The sequence below is a fragment of the Nitrosospira sp. Nsp1 genome (genome assembly GCF_900100985.1).
Taxonomy (GTDB): domain Bacteria; phylum Pseudomonadota; class Gammaproteobacteria; order Burkholderiales; family Nitrosomonadaceae; genus Nitrosospira.
Window position 1 is genome coordinate 1 of the sequence record NZ_FMUF01000002.1, and the last position, 17,165, is coordinate 17,165.

At 52.4% G+C, this 17,165-nt stretch carries 18 protein-coding genes and 1 tRNA gene; 11 read left to right on the forward strand and 8 right to left on the reverse strand.

What is annotated here, in order from left to right; genetic code table 11:
* On the forward strand, window positions 1–99 hold a 99-nt coding region (locus tag BLP78_RS01160; RefSeq protein WP_176752749.1), incomplete at its 5' end, for a cytochrome c oxidase subunit 3.
* Window positions 100–123: 24 nt separating this feature from the next.
* On the opposite strand, the gene BLP78_RS01165 is transcribed toward BLP78_RS01160, so the two are convergent.
* Window positions 124–351, reverse strand: a complete 228-nt coding sequence (locus BLP78_RS01165) for a twin transmembrane helix small protein (RefSeq protein WP_371128844.1) — start codon at window positions 349–351, stop codon at window positions 124–126.
* Between the two features lie 27 nt (window positions 352–378).
* On the opposite strand from BLP78_RS01165, the gene BLP78_RS01170 reads away from it, so the two are divergent.
* The 4 genes from BLP78_RS01170 (at window position 379) to BLP78_RS01185 (ending at window position 3,346) form a co-directional block, all read left to right on the forward strand.
* Window positions 379–1,101 carry an SURF1 family protein gene (locus tag BLP78_RS01170; protein ID WP_090455622.1) on the forward strand — a complete coding sequence of 241 codons (723 nt, stop codon included), beginning with the start codon at window positions 379–381 and terminating at the stop codon, window positions 1,099–1,101.
* Window positions 1,070–1,675: an SCO family protein gene (locus BLP78_RS01175; protein WP_176752750.1), complete on the forward strand. Its 606-nt coding sequence runs from the start codon at window positions 1,070–1,072 to the stop codon at window positions 1,673–1,675. The genes BLP78_RS01170 and BLP78_RS01175 overlap by 32 nt, the downstream gene beginning before the upstream one ends.
* A 143-nt stretch (window positions 1,676–1,818) precedes the next feature.
* Window positions 1,819–2,715, forward strand: a complete 897-nt coding sequence (gene cyoE / locus BLP78_RS01180) for a heme o synthase (protein ID WP_090455624.1) — start codon at window positions 1,819–1,821, stop codon at window positions 2,713–2,715.
* Window positions 2,716–2,722: 7 nt separating this feature from the next.
* A complete protein-coding gene (locus tag BLP78_RS01185) occupies window positions 2,723–3,346 on the forward strand; it encodes an SCO family protein (protein ID WP_090455626.1) in 624 nt (207 codons plus the stop codon).
* A gap of 86 nt (window positions 3,347–3,432) precedes the next feature.
* Here BLP78_RS01185 and BLP78_RS01190 read toward each other — a convergent pair whose 3' ends face one another.
* From BLP78_RS01190 to BLP78_RS01200, 3 genes are all read right to left on the reverse strand, one after another.
* A complete protein-coding gene (locus BLP78_RS01190; protein ID WP_090455629.1) occupies window positions 3,433–4,800 on the reverse strand; it encodes an FAD-binding oxidoreductase in 1,368 nt (455 codons plus the stop codon).
* Between the two features lie 84 nt (window positions 4,801–4,884).
* Window positions 4,885–5,466, reverse strand: a complete 582-nt coding sequence (locus BLP78_RS01195; protein ID WP_090455631.1) for a BON domain-containing protein — start codon at window positions 5,464–5,466, stop codon at window positions 4,885–4,887.
* A gap of 205 nt (window positions 5,467–5,671) precedes the next feature.
* Window positions 5,672–6,010: a YraN family protein gene (locus BLP78_RS01200; protein ID WP_256329943.1), complete on the reverse strand. Its 339-nt coding sequence runs from the start codon at window positions 6,008–6,010 to the stop codon at window positions 5,672–5,674.
* Window positions 6,011–6,107: 97 nt separating this feature from the next.
* Here BLP78_RS01200 and rsmI point away from each other — a divergent pair, with 97 nt between their 5' ends.
* From rsmI to sixA, 3 genes are all read left to right on the forward strand, one after another.
* Window positions 6,108–6,983, forward strand: a complete 876-nt coding sequence (rsmI, locus tag BLP78_RS01205) for a 16S rRNA (cytidine(1402)-2'-O)-methyltransferase (RefSeq protein ID WP_090455635.1) — start codon at window positions 6,108–6,110, stop codon at window positions 6,981–6,983.
* A gap of 290 nt (window positions 6,984–7,273) precedes the next feature.
* The gene (locus BLP78_RS01210; RefSeq protein ID WP_025042147.1) at window positions 7,274–7,513 is read left to right on the forward strand and encodes a thioredoxin family protein; all 240 of its coding nucleotides are present in this window, start codon (window positions 7,274–7,276) and stop codon (window positions 7,511–7,513) included.
* Window positions 7,514–7,777: 264 nt separating this feature from the next.
* Window positions 7,778–8,230, forward strand: a complete 453-nt coding sequence (sixA, locus tag BLP78_RS01215; RefSeq protein ID WP_090455637.1) for a phosphohistidine phosphatase SixA — start codon at window positions 7,778–7,780, stop codon at window positions 8,228–8,230.
* Window positions 8,231–8,262: 32 nt separating this feature from the next.
* On the opposite strand, the gene BLP78_RS01220 is transcribed toward sixA, so the two are convergent.
* A complete protein-coding gene (locus BLP78_RS01220) occupies window positions 8,263–10,800 on the reverse strand; it encodes an NAD-dependent epimerase/dehydratase family protein (protein WP_090455639.1) in 2,538 nt (845 codons plus the stop codon).
* Window positions 10,801–11,631: 831 nt separating this feature from the next.
* Here BLP78_RS01220 and BLP78_RS01225 point away from each other — a divergent pair.
* Complete coding sequence (locus BLP78_RS01225; RefSeq protein ID WP_090455641.1) at window positions 11,632–13,515, forward strand: potassium transporter Kup; 1,884 nt, start codon at window positions 11,632–11,634, stop codon at window positions 13,513–13,515.
* A 74-nt stretch (window positions 13,516–13,589) separates the two neighbouring features.
* On the opposite strand, the gene BLP78_RS01230 is transcribed toward BLP78_RS01225, so the two are convergent.
* A tRNA-Arg gene (locus BLP78_RS01230) sits at window positions 13,590–13,666 on the reverse strand.
* Window positions 13,667–13,859: 193 nt separating this feature from the next.
* Here BLP78_RS01230 and BLP78_RS01235 point away from each other — a divergent pair.
* Together BLP78_RS01235 and BLP78_RS01240 are read left to right on the forward strand one after the other, a co-directional pair.
* Window positions 13,860–14,438 (forward strand): c-type cytochrome, encoded by a 579-nt coding sequence (locus BLP78_RS01235; RefSeq protein WP_090455643.1) that lies wholly within the window; start codon window positions 13,860–13,862, stop codon window positions 14,436–14,438.
* A 120-nt stretch (window positions 14,439–14,558) separates the two neighbouring features.
* Window positions 14,559–15,386 carry a symmetrical bis(5'-nucleosyl)-tetraphosphatase gene (locus BLP78_RS01240; RefSeq protein ID WP_090455645.1) on the forward strand — a complete coding sequence of 276 codons (828 nt, stop codon included), beginning with the start codon at window positions 14,559–14,561 and terminating at the stop codon, window positions 15,384–15,386.
* Here BLP78_RS01240 and BLP78_RS01245 read toward each other — a convergent pair.
* On the reverse strand, window positions 15,313–16,116 hold the full coding sequence (locus tag BLP78_RS01245; RefSeq protein ID WP_090455647.1) for a lysophospholipid acyltransferase family protein: 804 nt from the start codon (window positions 16,114–16,116) through the stop codon (window positions 15,313–15,315). The two genes, BLP78_RS01240 and BLP78_RS01245, sit on opposite strands and share 74 nt — an antisense overlap.
* Window positions 16,117–16,199: 83 nt before the next feature.
* Window positions 16,200–17,135, reverse strand: coding sequence for a carbohydrate kinase family protein (locus tag BLP78_RS01250; RefSeq protein ID WP_090455649.1), 936 nt, complete (start codon window positions 17,133–17,135; stop codon window positions 16,200–16,202).
* Window positions 17,136–17,165: the final 30 nt, after the last annotated feature.

Below are 17,165 nucleotides of genomic sequence, written 5' to 3' on the forward strand. Positions count from 1 at the left end.
CCGGAGAATCATTTCGGCTTCGAGGGCGTTGCCTGGTACTGGCACTTCGTGGACGTGGTCTGGCTGGGCCTGTTCATATTCGTCTACTGGCTTGTATAAGCAGGTAAATCGTACCGCTGGGTATTAATGACTCAGCGGTATGAATCCCAAATAGGTCCCCAGCATGAGCATGGCAAACAGAAAAACTGATAGCCCAACGCGCAGGGTCAAGGACTTAACCGCACGTATGCCGTTTCCTTTATCCTTGATTACGTAATATAGCGCGGACGCCAGACTGCCGAGGATAAAGAGGAGAAATAGAACGACAACGATTTTCAAGGTCAGTCCTGTAGTTATTGGGTCTGAGAACAAGTTTAGCCGAGTTCTGCATACTATCCAATGACTATTTTAGGCTGGCGATTCACGCCGCAATTGTGGTCAACAGTGGCAGCCACAGCCGGTATAGTAATCTTCATACAACTCGGCAATTGGCAACTTTCCCGTGCCGACGAAAAGGAATCGCGGCAGGAACGACTTGATCTTCTTTCGAAAGAACCTGCTGTAGCGGTACCCGAAATTCCGGTCAGGGTCGAAGATTTTCAGTACCGTCAGGTCGAGGTACGAGGCGAGTATGTGCCGGCACACACGATTTACCTCGACAATAAGATATTTCAGGGAATGGCTGGTTACCAGGTAATTACCCCGCTGAGGATAGGTAAAAGCTCAATGCACGTTCTGGTGAACCGGGGTTGGGCACCAGCAAATCGGGACCGTAGTAAATTGCCAGATGTGCGTGCACCAAATGGCGAGGTGGTTGTCTCAGGATTGGCAACGATAGCGTCACAAAAAACACTGGAACTGTCAACGGAAGTTGTATCGGGTAAAGTGTGGGAAAATCTTGACCTTGAGCGTTATCGGCGCGCTACGGGATTGACGTTGCAGCCGGTGATGATATTGCAAAAAGACGATGTGAAGGATGGGTTGGTGCGTCAGTGGGTGCGGCCTGATTCGGGTGCCGCCAAGAATCTCGGATATGCGCTTCAGTGGTTTGCCATGGCGCTGGCTGTACTGATTATCTATTTGGTGTTAAGTGTCAAACGAAATCGCCCCAAAGAGAAATAGACGGACGCTGATCTTACTGCTGCTAGTGTTTTGCGCGCCCATTATTGCTTCTTATGCATTATTTTTCTCGAGCGTACGGCCTGACAGTGTTAACTATGGTGAACTACTCGAAGTTAAGTCCCTGACAGGGAGCGCTTTAAATCAAACTGACCAGACGATTTTTCGCATGCGCCAGGTTCGTGGCAAATGGGCGTTAGTATCAGTTGACTCAGGAAAATGTGACGAACGATGTCACAAAAAATTATATTACATGCGTCAGGTGCGCCTGGTGCAGAATGCCGAACGGGATCGAATTGAGCGGTTATGGCTGATCGATGATAATGAAGTCCCTCCGCCGGAACTCGCAGGTGAGTTTGAAGGCACCCTGTTTATTAATGCGAAGGATAGCGACCTGCTCAAAGCCATCCCTGCGAAGGTTTCCCAGCACGACCATATTTACCTTGTCGATCCTATAGGAAATCTTATAATGCGTTTTCCGAAAGACGTAGATCCTACAAAGATGTCGAAGGACATCAAGCGACTGCTCAAGGTTTCTCAATTGGAACATGCAATGGGAACGGACAAGCGCCACTGAGCTGATATCCGCTGGCGCCGCCGGAACATTGAAACGAAAGCCGAGGTCATTGCAATAGCTGACGAATTCTCGCGATTGCAGCGATCCCTTGAAGTCGGTAAGTGCAGGTATAGTGCCTGCGCCTGAATTAGGAGATGAACATTATGTCTACTACGAGTATTGCCTGGCAACAGACCGCCTCGCGTATGCAACACTTTTATCGGTTGACGAAACCGAGGGTTGTATCACTTATCGTCTTTACCGCGGTTATCGGCATGTTTCTCGCAGTACCCGGTGCTGTTCCGTTAAACGCGCTGATATTCGGTACGCTGGGAATTGCGCTCGTAGCCGGCGCGGCTGCGGCAGTCAATTGCCTGGTTGAGCAAAAGATCGATGCGATAATGAATCGTACACGTGGCAGGCCATTGCCGCAGGGAACAGTTACCTCCCCCGAAACCTTGTTTTTTCTTGCATTGATCGGTGGAAGCGGATTACTCATGCTTCACCAGTTGGTAAATCCGTTAACCATGTGGCTCACTCTGGGGACTTTTGTCGGATACGCGATCATATATACCGTCATACTGAAGCCCAATACACCGCAGAATATCGTCATCGGCGGTGCTTCCGGCGCCATGCCGCCCGTGCTCGGTTGGGCGGCGGTGACGGGAGAGGTGTCCTCGGACGCGCTGCTTCTGTTTCTCATCATCTTCGCCTGGACACCGCCCCACTTCTGGGCGCTGGCGTTATACCGCAAGCTTGAGTATGCAAAGGTGGGAATGCCGATGCTCCCGGTTACCCATGGCGATAAGTTCACGCGCCTGCATGTTCTGCTATACACGCTGATACTCATCGCAGTCACATTGATGCCTTATGCCACGCAGATGAGCGGGCTCATCTATATTACCGGTGCTTTGGCGCTGGATGCAGTATTTCTATACTATGCGGTAAAAATATACCTCGATTATAGCGATCAGCTTGCACGCCGGGCGTTCCGTTATTCGATCTGGTATCTGGCTGCGCTGTTTACGGTACTGCTGGTGGATCATTACATCCGGTTATAGTGGGCGTGTGAGACATTGGCAATTTCATTCGAGCACACTATGGCCAGCGGCGGCAACGCTTCTGGCCGCGCTCCTGCTCATAGCCTGCAGCAACGGCAATACCCCCAAACCGGCATTTCTCTCGACGGATATCACCAATGCCAACTTTGGTGCGGATTTCGACCTGGTCGACCAGACCGGCAAAATGCGTACGCTTGCGGACTTCAAGGGTAAAGCGGTAGTCGTATTTTTTGGCTATACCCATTGCCCCGATGTATGTCCCGCCACGATGGGCAAACTCGCAGCTGCGATGAAAGAGCTCGGTCCCGAGGCTTCGCGTGTCCAGGTATTATTCATTACCGTAGACCCTGAACGTGATACTGCAGCGGTGCTCAAGGAATACCTGTCGGCTTTTGATCCGACATTTCTTGGTTTACACGGCGATGAGCGGGCGACAAAAAAGGTTGCAAAAGAATTCAAGGCCATTTATCAAAAACAGGAGGGAGAATCCCACGGACATCACACCGTGGATCACTCTACCGGTACCTATATCTATGATACGAAGGGAAAGCTTCGGTTATACGTAAGCAGTGAGAAGGACGCCGATGTTTTCGCTCATGATCTTTCCGAGCTATTGAGAACGACAAGTTAGTATAACTATAGCAAAGGCTGATTTAGTCCCGGCTCTCCACATCATGGCGGGTCTGGAATAAACTCAGGCTGAGGCAATTCCACGATTCAAGGGAATAGCTTTCCCGGATTCAGTATATTGTTAGGGTCAAACACGTGTTTGATCGCTTTCATCAATATTATCGTTGGCGCATCGATCTCCTTCCCGACAAACGCGCGTTTTTCGCTGCCCACGCCATGCTCGCCTGAAAGCGTGCCATTGAGCTCGATCACCAGATCGAATATTTCATTCAGGCATTTTTCCGCACGGCTCATCTCATCGGCGCAGTCCGGATTTACGAGCAGATTGACATGAATATTGCCATTGCCTGCATGACCAAAATTAACATTGGCAATGCGATATTTACCGCTCAGTTGCATCAAGCCGTCCAGAAATCGAGGTAGTGCCGAAACCGGTACAACCACATCCTCATTAATCTTCTTGGGTGCGATATCGCGCAGCAACGGAGACAACGTTTTTCGCGCCAGCCATAAACTCGCGGCATCCACTGTTTCATCCGCATGGATGAGTCCCTCATTGCGGCATGCAGAAAGGATCGCCGCACGCGATTCCAAAATATATTGCTCGGACCCATCCATTTCAATCATCAGCATCGCGCTGGCGTTCGGTGGCAGCATATCGGGGAATCGGCCACGTATCAGGTCGAGTGAGCCGGCATCGAGGAATTCGAGCGCGCTGGGTGTCTGCGGCAGCGCCATTACCCGGACTATCGCTGCGGCACAGCTCGCAAGGTCCCGGTAATGCACAGTGAGGCCGCCATAAGCTTGAGGGAGCGGAGTAAGTTTGAGTGTTGCTTCCGTAATAACGGCCAGCGTACCTTCCGAGCCTATTAAAAGTCGCGTGAGGTCATAACCCACCACGCCCTTGGTGGTATAGCAACCTGTCCGGATTATTTCTCCCGCGCCCGTAACAGCTTTGAGCCCCAAAACGTGATCACGTGTCGTCCCATATTTGACGGCGTGTGGCCCTCCTGCGGAGGTCGCCAGATTTCCCCCTATGCTTGAGTAGCCCGCACTGGACGGATCAGGCGGCCAGAAGTAGCCATGAGGCTTCGCCGCTTCCTGGATCGACTGATTGATAACGCCGGGTTCCGCCACAATCACACGATTGGCGGGATCGATGTTGATAATGCGTAGCATCCGCTCCAGGGATAACGCCACCCCGCCCTGCTCGGGAAGACTTCCCCCCGAGGTTCCGGTGCCGCGTCCGCGCGGCGTTAGCGGAACCTTAAAGTCGTTACAAAGCGCCACTACCGCCTGCACTTCGGCGGTGGTAACCGGAAATACCACTGCATCCGGCGGAAAAATCTTTCGCGTGTTGTCATACGCATAGGCATAACAATCCACCGGGTCGGTATATACCCGATCCGGCGGAAGCAGACTGCCAAGTTTGGTAATGAAACCAGGCGCAATCACAAGGGACCTCTTATCACCCGTCGGCTCCGCTTTCCCATCCTAAAAAAGTACGGTATCTTGCTCGGTCAAGCCTTTCCAAAAAACTTAATCCAGGTACTCAAAAACTTTCACAACCTTGCGGACACCACTTGTAGATCGTGCAATGTCAACCGCACTGTCTGCTTCCCTGGCTTTTACAAGGCCCAGCAGATAAACCACAGCATCTTCAGTAACGACTTTAACGTGATTGACCTGAAACTCGCCGCTATCCAGAAAACGTGCTTTGACCTTGGACGTGAGCAATGCATCATTACTGCGGGAACCGAACGAACTCACGTCACCTACCGCTATCTCATTGGTGATTTTCCGTACGTTCTCCACACCCGTCACCAGTTTTCCAATCTCTTTTTTCAATCCTTCGGTCGGCGCCTCGCCTGTAAGCAGCACGTTACGATTGAAGCTGGTAACGTTGACATTAACATCCCTGCCCATCTTCTCGCTGATCCGCCGGCCGCTTTTAAACTCGATCCCCTCATCCTCCACGAACATACCACTGGTACGCCGGTCCTGGGATACCGCCGCGCCCGCGCCGACACCCGACACCACGCCGGCCGCAACCAGCACCGCACAGCCTGAAAGGAAGGGAAACAACAATATCAGCAACCACTTCAAATTCCGATTAAGCATTCATACCTCTAACAAAAATATATAACCGCATCGGCATCATGCGGCCCGGTTCCAGCAATTTTCAAGCAAACTTTCCTGCTTCACCCAGAAAAAACAAAAAAGAGGAACCTGATTCAATCAAAGTCGCGCGTCCGAGCCGCAATCATATCAGTCCCATCGATAATGCAAACGAACACGAGCCGTTTTCATCACGCATGGTATGCTGCTATTCTCCAAAAGCGTTCCTGATCCATTCAATCTCCTTACCGCCACGGCCCGATAGTAGTACCGCATCGAAACGGCACGACGGTTCGAACTTCAGGCCAGCGAGATAGTGGCGCGCGGCACATAGCAATTTTTTCTGCTTCACAAAAGTTATGCTGCTCGCCGCGCCACCAAAGGCCGGATTCGTACGCATGCGCACCTCGACGAACACCAATGTCGTACCATCCTGCATGATGAGATCAATTTCGCCAAAGCGGCAACGGTAATTCCTTTGGAGCAAAACGAGATCATGGCGCCGAAGAAACGCTTCCGCATAGCGCTCCGCCTCGTTCCCATTCAATTTGAATGCTCCATAAATGCACCGCGCAGTTATCCAGATGCCGATAAAGATATATTTTACAATACCCCGCATCCCAGCAACCGCCAAACACCGCCAAATGCAATCAAAGGAATTACCCGCGCCGGGCACGTTATATATAGTGGCTACACCGATAGGAAACCTGCGCGACATCACCCTGCGCGCGCTGGATATCCTTTCGGCAGTGGATGTGATTGCCGCAGAGGATACCCGTACTACCGCCAATTTACTGAGGCATTATTCGATAAGTAGAAAGATGATGGCCTTGCACCGCCACAATGAAAACGCCACGGTAGAAAAGGTCGTCAATTTGTTGTCGCGCGGACAAGCAGTGGCGCTCGTTACCGATGCAGGCACCCCGGGAATATCCGACCCTGGGGCCATTCTCGTTAAGCAGGTGCGGGAACAGGGACACAAAGTAGTCCCGATCCCTGGCCCCAGCGCGGCAGTATGCGCTCTCTCGGCAGCAGGAATCACCACGGCCCAGTTCCTGTTTTATGGTTTTCTCCCCGCCAGCGGCGGGCAGCGGCGGCGGGAGCTGGAAGCGTTGAAATTACAGCCATACACCATCATATTCTACGAGGCGCCCCACCGCATTCTCGAGTGTCTGACCGACTTGGCCAAGATGCTGGGTGACCAACGCCGAGTCACGATTGCGAGAGAATTGACAAAATTATTCGAGACCATCCACAGTTGCGAGCTCGGCGACGCCCTAGTCTGGCTCCAGGCTGACACCAATCGTCAAAAGGGTGAGTTCGTACTGCTGGTATCCGGCGCAGAAGCACCGAACCCGGCGGAATTGACTGAACAGGCCCAACATATACTGAAGCTATTATTGCGCGACTTGCCGCTAAAGCATGCGGTAACGCTATCTGCAGAGATCAGCGGCGAAAGCAAAAATACGCTTTATTCGCAGGCTCTTTTACTACAACGGGAGAAAAATCAACCAGAATAGCCACAGATGCCTCCAATGCCAGTAACCGCGCCCTAGCGGGGCTTATGCGGACACATCAGCGTGAACCAAGGGGGGTCAATCAATAATCCGGGTATCTGATCGAGCGTGCGCTACCTGATACTTCATCCGTTCCGGATGTGCCGTCAACGAGCTCAGGCTGAGCATAATCCTGATGAGGCTGGCGCAAGGTTGGGGCAGCGACTATAATACCCGGTCGCATGGTTACATCAACTGGTTCTTGCGAACGTGGGTAGCCCCCACTGACATTTAAATTTTTTGGAGAGTCGACTATGAAAACACCTGCTACCTTTTATCACGCTGGCTGTCCCGTATGTGTCGAAGCCGAGCGGCAGATTGCGGACGCTCTGGACACCGACCGTTACGAGGTTGAACTCGTGAATCTCGGCGAGCAAAAGGATCGTATCGCGGCTGCTGAAGCGGCTGGCGTCAAGTCGGTGCCCGCAATTGTCATCAATGGCGCACCTTTCCACATCAACTTTGGTGCACCGATGTCGGCATTGAAGTCCTAATTGCCGGGAATGGCGGGCAAACTGCTCGCCATTTGCAGGACCTTTTCCCCTTATAAAATAAGATATACATTACTTCCCACCGCTCCGCCCAAGCCCACATTCCCCGTATTTCCCCTCCCCTGGGCGCCCCTATCTGGCGAACACCGGAATTTTTTAAAAATCAGTAGCACGGCCGAGCATACGTTGACGGTATAAAGTCGAGTTTTCTTCTATACTGAGAAAATATCATCGGTATTATCATGACCACCAACTACAGGAGGAACAATGGAACTCATCCTATGGCGCCATGCTGAAGCTGAGGACGGTACTCCGGATAGCGCACGAGAACTGACCGACAAGGGGGTGAAACAAGCGCGCGCGATGGCGGAATGGCTGAAACCAAGGCTACCCAAAAACACACGAATGATAGTCAGTCCCACTGAGCGGACCCAGCAGACTGCCGCCGCACTTGACGAAGATTTTGAAACCGTCAAAGAGATTGGACCCGCCGCGTCGGCGAAAGCAATTCTTGCAGCCGCCGGTTGGCCGGATGCCAAAGGCGCAGTCGTGGTGGTGGGCCATCAGCCCACGTTAGGGGAAGTCGCAGCCTTACTTATATCCGGCGAACCCGCGGGATGGCCCATGCGGAAGGGTGCGATATGGTGGTTCAGTCATAAAACAAAGGAGGGTGCCGAGGAAACGGCGTTACGCGTCAGCATTTCACCCGATATGTTATAACGCGGTTCGCCGCTGACCTTCAAAAAAGAAGCTCACGCCGTCTGCCCGTCTCGATGTTTGGATGGGCCGATAGATATCCACCGGTCCCACGCCCCATAATGATTTTTGATTGGAGCGAGAGGCAATGCAAGCAGAATCAACAGTACGCCAGCAATAACACCCGCTGCACTTGCAAGTCCGGAATACCCCGTCAACACCCAGGGCGCCACGGTCAGCCAGGCGCCAAATAAAATATTGACAAAGCGTAACGGCAGCGCCACTTCACCCAGCGCCATGATCGAGAACGTAATTACAAGCGATCCGATCACATGATCGCTGTTGGCAGCTTCCGCCTCAGTGCCGAAAATTACCCGCGTAAACATCAATGAGATGCCGATAACGATGCTTACTGCCATTGTCCACGTAAAGTGAATCCCGGCTGACAGCATCTCGCGCAGCACGATCATGGGCGGTGCGTCAAAGCGGCCTGAATCATCGGTACTGCCGTTTTCAATCGTATCTCCATGCCACAATACATGCCATAACGACTTCCCCTTTTGTCGGCGCTCTTTCATGAATTGTAGTGTTGCGAGGATTTCATCAAACGAATACGGAATCTGCAACAGCATGGCTGCCGAGGCGGCGAGGCATAAAGTGCACCAGGTACCAATAATAATCGGTTGAATAATGATGAAATAAATGCTGACCGCGCCCAGTGGCACAATCAATATTCCGAAAAACAGTACCATCCATGGCATTGTTCGCCAACGTCGCTTATCCCCGATAATGCCGCTGACAATTTCCAATACATAAACCGTGGCGCCCAAGCCGGCATCCGCGACCGGCCACGCCTCGGACACCTCGGACGTAACGATACGCTCGGTGCCGGCGCCAAAGAACGGATCCCATGCATTATCAATATGGCCCAGCTGAAAAGCGGCCATATAGCGCGACAGGAATAAACCCACGAAGGCCAGCGCTATGATCGGAATCCGATGAATCATTTTAGACGGATTATCGCTCCATCCGGGAGGCGCATCCGGACCAGTCATTCGTGCGACCGGGCTGACACCCGATGCCGAGGGTACTCCTACCGCAAAAATAATGACGAGCGCACCGACCAGAGTGTCGTTGGCATAAGCTGCCGCGCTTGGCGTCCAGAAAACGAGCGGGGCCAGCAGTAGCCACATACCCAGAAGTGCTGTAATCCAGCGAGCCCAGCCGTGGTCGCGCGAGAGTGATAGCAAAGCAAAAATCACGATCAGCAAGCCCGTAACGACATCGCTCGCAGTCACCCAGGTAGCGGACAGCGGAAGCCCACGTCCTGAAGGTGCGGTGAGCACCTCGGCTATCATCCAGGATTCCGCCAGTCCGAAGACGAACGGACTTGATATCAGCCACGATCCAAGCGCTACATTGCCAAAGTGACACCACAAAGTGCTCAGGTGTTCGCTGCGTTCCTGCCCCACGTTATCGTCAATTAGCTTCTTACTCGGAATAGAGCTATTTTCAACGTCTTCCAGCCATAACGGCAGAGGAATTTTATTGCGCTTGTACCACTCTGCTGGGCTGAACTCCAGATGGCCGATAATTTCCGGCAACGTTTCGCGCAACGTATGCGTGGGGCGCCAATTCAGCAGTGTTTTGGCACGAGAAATATCCAGCTCGAAGTGATCGTCTGACAAAGCCACCATGAACGGTTTGACGAAGGGCTCGATTCCGCGATCAATACTATCGGGAACCACGTCTTCCATTTTGTTCTGAAGCCACGCACCGGCAACTGCCACCGTTTTCGGAACCTGATGCGTGCTCCAAGGCTCGTGATGAATCAGTTGTCCTATCAGGTTTTGCAGCCCTTCATAACTCTCTGTAGCCGTCTCCCCGATTAATATCGTGGCTTCATGGGGCAATTGCGAGCGCCGCTCGACGGCCTGTTGAAATGCGCGCCCTACATCGTCAATATGAATAAACGACTGGCCATGGCTGGGGTCGCCGGGAAATACATGGCTCTGCAACTGTCGTTCATAGATGCGTTGAATCTGGGTACTCAGGCTGGGTACTTCACTCCAATCGGTATAGACGCCTGCCAAGCGAAATATCACGAACGAAATATGCCCGTGATGAGTACGTACCTCGTTTTCTGCCGCTACCTTGGATTTGGGGTAAGGCCATTTTGGCTCAAGCGCATCGTCTTCCGCGATCGGCAGGCCCGGTTGCGTAGGCGCATGCACCAGCATAGTGCTTGCGTATATGAATTGTTCGACGTCGAAGGCCTGAAGGGCTTTTAACAGCCGCCGTGTCCCCTGGATGTTGACTTCATCATATAGCGGATTCGGCTTATCGGAAAAATCGTAAAAGGCAGCTAGGTGGATAACGGACGCAATTCGCTGGCCGTAGCGCTGACGCAATAGTTCGCACCCACTGGACATTGCCTCATCGGATGAAATATCAACGGTAATGCAATCTGTATCCGTATCGCATTTCTGCTCAAAACCGATAATTGTATAGCTATCGCCCAAGGCCCGTGCAATTGCCTTACCGATTCTGCCTTCCGACCCGGTAATAAGAACAAGTGGTTTCTGGATAGACATGGGATTTTTTTTCCATTCTCAAAGCATGCATCGGCAGCCTTTACCATCACGCTTCTCACCTGCCTGCGCCTGTTAACCGTTCTGCGGGAAAGTGTGTATAGATGGTCCGGCTTCCCGGTCACGCCCTATCAATATACGCAACTGCAGTACCACCGTTGAGGCATTGCTCCGTTATTTCGTGAATATGTTTCCAAAAAGAACCGGGGCTCGTGAGGATTAGCAGCGGAAAGCTGTTGAGAACCAGAACCCGCTGAAGATATCGCGATCAAATCCCCATGCTTATCAAGAAATCCTGATTGATCGGAGCATCAGCCGGTTCAGCGCTTCTGATGGAATAAAGTATAGGGGGATAGGACCACCTCTATCGGTACGATAGCTCACACAGAGATACCGCTTATTACTTATCGATTAGCTGGACAGGAATTGCGATCGGCGATCGTGGGGAGTCTGATAGCGACAAAGTCGGGAACATTATGCTTCCTCGCAACGCCGGTAAAATTTTGCTTCAAGGTACGGCAACAGGCGGGTTGTGCCGGCTGCATGCGGGTCGTGTACAATGCATCAACGTGCTGGGGCGGTCGGTGGTGATCATCAGATGGTGATCATTAAATCATTTACGTCCGGTATCGAACTGTCGAACCGGTTATCGGTGCGTTAAATTTAGGCTTGTCCAAAGGCGTCCGAATTTAACTAACGTATACCTACCTTTGTGCTTGCAAAAAAGCCTCCTTTGGTTTCGTGGCTTTTTGCTTACATACGACTTCCCACCCACTGCTTTTTTCTCATCAGGTGACCGTGCATTCCGGTGCACCGATCAAGACTAGCCAAAATATGGAACCAAAAAAAACCGTCGGCCACCAATCCCTGGGTTTGCTGAGCCTGGCTGCGCTGGGCGTCGTTTATGGGGATATCGGCACAAGTCCCCTATACGTCATGAAGACTGTTTTTGACCCTGTCCACGGACTTGCGGTCAACGAAGGCAATGTAATCGGCGTCATTTCGCTCATTTTCTGGACGCTCATGATTGTGGTCTCGCTCAAGTACATCACATTGATCCTGCGGGCGGACAATCATGGGGAGGGCGGCATCATGGCGTTGCTATCGTTAGCGAGCTCATCGGTCGCGGGTCGTCCGCGGCTGCGCAATTTCCTGTTTCCCATTGGCGCGTTTGGTGCCGCGTTATTCTTCGGCGACGGCGTCATTACCCCGGCTATCTCGGTATTGAGCGCCGTGGAAGGACTGGAGGTTGCAACTCCCCTTCTCAAACCCTACGTACTTCCCATAACGTTGATTGTGCTGATCGCACTTTTTTTGCTGCAGCAGCGCGGCACAGGAGGCATCGGTACCCTATTCGGACCGGTGACGCTCATATGGTTCACTACCCTGGGATTGGCCGGCCTGGCCAACATCGCTGTTGCGCCACAGATATTGGCAGCATTTAATCCCGTTCACGCCTTCGCCTTTTGCCTCAACAATGGCTGGTTTGCGTTTATTGCTTTCGGCGCCGTGGTGTTGGCGGTAACGGGCGGAGAGGCCCTCTATGCCGATATGGGACACTTTGGACCAAAACCGATACGTCTGGCATGGTATGGGTGCGTCCTTCCGGCACTCACATTAAACTATCTTGGGCAGGGAGCACTTGTGCTCTCGAATCCGCTGGCAATCGCCAATCCTTTTTTCCTGCTTTTTCCCTCCTGGGCGCTCTATCCTGCCGTAGGGCTGGCGACCGCAGCGACGGTGATCGCATCGCAGGCCGTTATTTCCGGGGTCTTTTCGGTGACCAGACAGGCGATACAGCTGGGATTCCTGCCGCGCATGCAGATCAAGCATACTTCGGATCGAACGATCGGCCAGATCTATATTCCCTTCGTCAATTGGACGCTGCTGGCAGCCGTGATCATGGCGGTACTCGGGTTTGGCTCGTCATCCAGTCTTGCGTCCGCCTACGGTGTCGCCGTGACCGCTACGATGGTAATTGAAACCATACTTACTTTTTTCGTACTTCGTTATGCCTGGAATTACCCTTGGCTGCTATGCGTTCTGGCGACCGGATTCTTCCTGACGATCGATACGGTATTTTTTGCCGCCACCATTCTCAAAATCGCTCAAGGGGGCTGGTTTCCACTCGCAATTGGAGCGGTTATCTATTTTGTCATGGTTACGTGGAATCGCGGGCGTCACATTCTGCTTGAGCACTTGCGCTCGGCTGCAATACCACTCATGCCGTTCCTCGAGTCACTGACTGCGCACCCGCCGGTGCGCGTTGCGGGGACGTCGGTTTTTTTGACGGCCGATCCGGATGGAGTACCCCACGCGCTATTACATAACCTCGCCCATAACCAGGTCTTGCACGAACGCGTAGTGTTTTTGACTGTAACGTATATCGAAACTCCCTGGATTCCAGCAGACGAGCGAATATCGGTAAAGCCACTAGTGGAAAACTGCTACCAGATTACCGTTCGATACGGCTTCAAGGATGAACCCAATCTGCCATATGCGCTGGAATTATGTGAACCCCATGGGCTTGTGTTCGAGCAACTTAAAACGTCGTTTTTTCTTAGTCGCGATATCGTGGTACCCAGCCCCGGGGCCGGGATGGCAATGTGGCGGGAGCGGGTTTTTGCAACCATGGCGCGCAACGCCAGCAATGCGGCCGAATACTTCAAGCTTCCTGCAAATCGTGTTCTTGAGCTGGGCGCGCGGGTTGAGATATAACGGGTTTCAGAATGACTTACCCGGCAACCAGCGTGCACGAAGCGGGAAGAAGAAACGCAGGATGGTTCCAGGAATGGCGCGCCCAACACGATTCGAACGTGTGACCCCCGCCTTCGGAGGGCGGTACTCTATCCAGCTGAGCTATGGGCGCTAATGTAGATAAGCTTATTGCTCAAAGAATCTCGGGTGATCCTCCACCTTTGATGGTGACGTGCTTCACGAAGAACCAATCCAAGACCCGGGCGATAGAATAGCTTTTTTTAAACCCTACGTCCAACGTAACAAATCACTTTTTGCTTCGGTAGGCATGAACCTATACAATAATCACTTTACTTGGAGTTATCGTGAGCGCCGCTGAAGACGAAGAAGAGCATTCCTCGATTATCAAAACACCAAAACAATTGATGGTGGTCGTTCTGGCCGCTTTCGTGTTTCCTGTTCTGATTATTTGGCTACTGGGGAAATATGTTACCGGAGATATCCCGATAGACCAAAACAGCCCCGTTTTTTCAAATGAAGTGGTGGCGCAACGCTTGAAGCCGGTGGGCGAACTGGTGCTTGCGAGTAACACCGCGCAGCCTGACGTGCAATCTGGGGAAGGAACCGGCGAGCCGGCGAGCGCGGTAACTCCTCCCCCGGCAGCGGATGCAGTAGCTGCTCCAGTAGCGGAAGCGGGAGGCCCGGATAAAATAAAGGCAATCTATACTGCCAGCTGCGCTGCGTGTCACACCACCGGCGCGGCGGGCGCTCCCAAGCTTGGCGATAACTCCGCATGGGGTCCCCGCATCAAGGCTGGCGACGAGGCGCTCTACAACAGCGCGCTCAAGGGCAAAAACGCGATGCCTCCGAAAGGCGGAAATGCCAGTCTCTCCGATGCCGACGTGAAAGCAGTAGTCGATTATATGGTGAGTCAGTCAAAGTGAATCTCTGAGCAATTTGCGATAATAAGATAAAGGGCGATAGGTAATTACATATCGCCCTTATTTTTATGAAGGATTCCCGCGCACGTGCATTGATCTGCCGGGATTATTGATTCCGTAAATATGGCAACGTTCGCGATCGGTGATTTACAGGGTTGTTATCGGGAGTTTCAGGATCTCCTCGAACTGGTTCGTTTTGACCCTGCAGAGGACAAGCTGTGGCTGGTAGGGGATATTGTCAATCGGGGTCCGGATTCTCTGGCTGTATTGCGCTTTGTCAGAGGGCTAAAAGATGCGGCGATAATGGTCCTGGGCAATCATGATCTCCATCTACTCATGGTGGCCGAAGGATGCGTCAAACTGCATCGGAACGACACACTGAACGATATTCTCGGCGCGCCTGATAGGGATGAGCTGCTCCACTGGCTGCGGCAACAGAAGTTGCTCCATGTGGAGGGTAGTTATGTCATGGTACACGCGGGTTTATTACCTTCCTGGAGCGTCGCGCAGGCCTCGCTTCTCGCGAAAATAGTGGAAACTGCGCTGCGTAGTCCGGATTTCCACGCGCTTTGCCGCAATATGTATGGGAACCAGCCAGACCATTGGGACAGTAGCTTCGAAGGTTATGAGCGTCTGCGAGTCATTATCAATGCCATGACGCGCATGCGTGTGTGCACTGCGGATGGAAAAATGGATTTCGGCTACAAGGGTTTGATACAGGGCATTCCGGCCGGTTATCTGCCGTGGTTCGATACCCCAAATCGCGCCAGCCAAGAGGCAACTATCATCTGTGGACATTGGTCGGCGCTGGGGCTGCAAATCAGGGACAATTTGATAGCGTTGGATACGGGTTGCCTCTGGGGCGGAAGCCTTACCGCTATTCGCCTTGAGGATCGGCGGATTTTTCAGGTGCCTTGTGCGGCAGGGGAAGGGATAAGGCATCTGCAATAGCCTGTTCCGCACCTCGCGCGAGTTCTCGCCGGTTTTTCCCGCCACTGTCGATCGGGTCGGCAAAAATCAGTTCCAAGTCAATCCACGGTTGCCTTAACATCTGCCGTAACGATTCCAACAGCGAGATTTTGACGTATGGCACTGCCCTGCTGATTTTCCCTGCTGTGTCCGTATAACGTATCGCCACTGGATAAACCAGGGCTGCAACCATGATTGCGGGCTGCAACAGCGATGCATGAAAATGTCGAAGCAAAGTACCATCGCTGGTAGTGCCTTCGGGGAATACCGCAACCCGATCGCCAATTGTTAACGCATCCCCGATATGTTCATTTATTCGGGCAGTATCGCGGCGTTTTGTGCGTTCAATGAACAACGTGCCCACGTTACGGCTCAACCAGCCGAATAGGGGCCAGTCACGAATTTCAGCTTTGGCTACAAAACGTGCGGGACATACAGCGATGAGAGCATGCACGTCCACCCAGGAAACATGATTCGCCGCCAACATCACGCGTTGCATTTCGGCGCCAGGGGGGGTACCACGACAGCGCAATCGGATACAAAGGATCGCGAGCAATCCAGCGCACCAATTTTGCGCCATACGTCTTTGTGCCGACTGACCAAGATGTGGGTAAATCGCGGATTGGATCAGACCCGAAACGATATGCAACAACAGGCGGACGGAGCGAAAAACCTGTATCAGCCGGCTATTGGTATTGATTTCGTTTTTCATGTCATTATTATTGCATCAATAATGACATGTGCCTCAGTAGCAGCGCCAGGTACTTTTTTCAGGCGGTTTCATTGCGCCTTCCGTTATAGAATGCGGCTACCGAAAATTTCAAAATATCGCTGATCTATTTCATCCCGGGTGAAGCTGTGATTCTGGCCACCGCGTTGGGCAATTTTCAACGCGCCCATCAGCGAACCCAGTTGCCCGGTGCTCTGCCAATCCAATCCATTGGTAATTCCGTAAAGCAGGCCTGCGCGAAAAGCGTCACCACATCCGGTGGGGTCCACCAGTTTATCCGCCTTGACGCTCGGAATATCGATTTGTTGACCATCAGAATAAATTACCGACCCTTCACCGCCTTTTGTGACAATAAGTCCCTTTACCAATTTTGCCAGCGCTTCCAGCGTACATCCGGTACGCTCACGCAGCAATTGGCCCTCATAGTCGTTAACGGCTACGTAATCCGCCTTGTGGACAAAATCCAGGAGCTCTTCACCGTTGAACATGGGTAATCCCTGACCCGGATCGAACATGAATGGAATGCCGGCTTCGTGAAATTCCCGTGCGTGCTGCATCATGCCTTCCCGGCCATCCGGGGCAACGATGCCCAAGCTTGCGGATTTTGCGTCCGCTACGTGATTTTCATGAGAAAAATTCATCGCACCTGGATGAAAAGCGGTTATCTGGTTATCCGCCAGATCGGTTGTAATGAATGCCTGCGCGGTAAATATACCCGGAACGCGGCGTATATGAGTTTGCACAAGATCCAGGCTCGTCAACCGGTATGCATACGGCTGATAGTCATCCCCAACGGTCGCCATAATGAGTGGCTTGCCACCTATCATTTTCAGGTTGTAGGCAATATTCCCTGCACAGCCGCCGAATTCCCTGCGCATATCCGGCACCAGAAAAGCTACATTCAGAATATGGATTTTCTCGGGCAGGATATGGTTCTTGAAATGATCGTTAAACACCATAATGGTGTCGTAGGCAATAGAGCCGCAAATGAGTGTATTCATGAGCCTGGGGGACAGTGAGAGTTTGCGTGC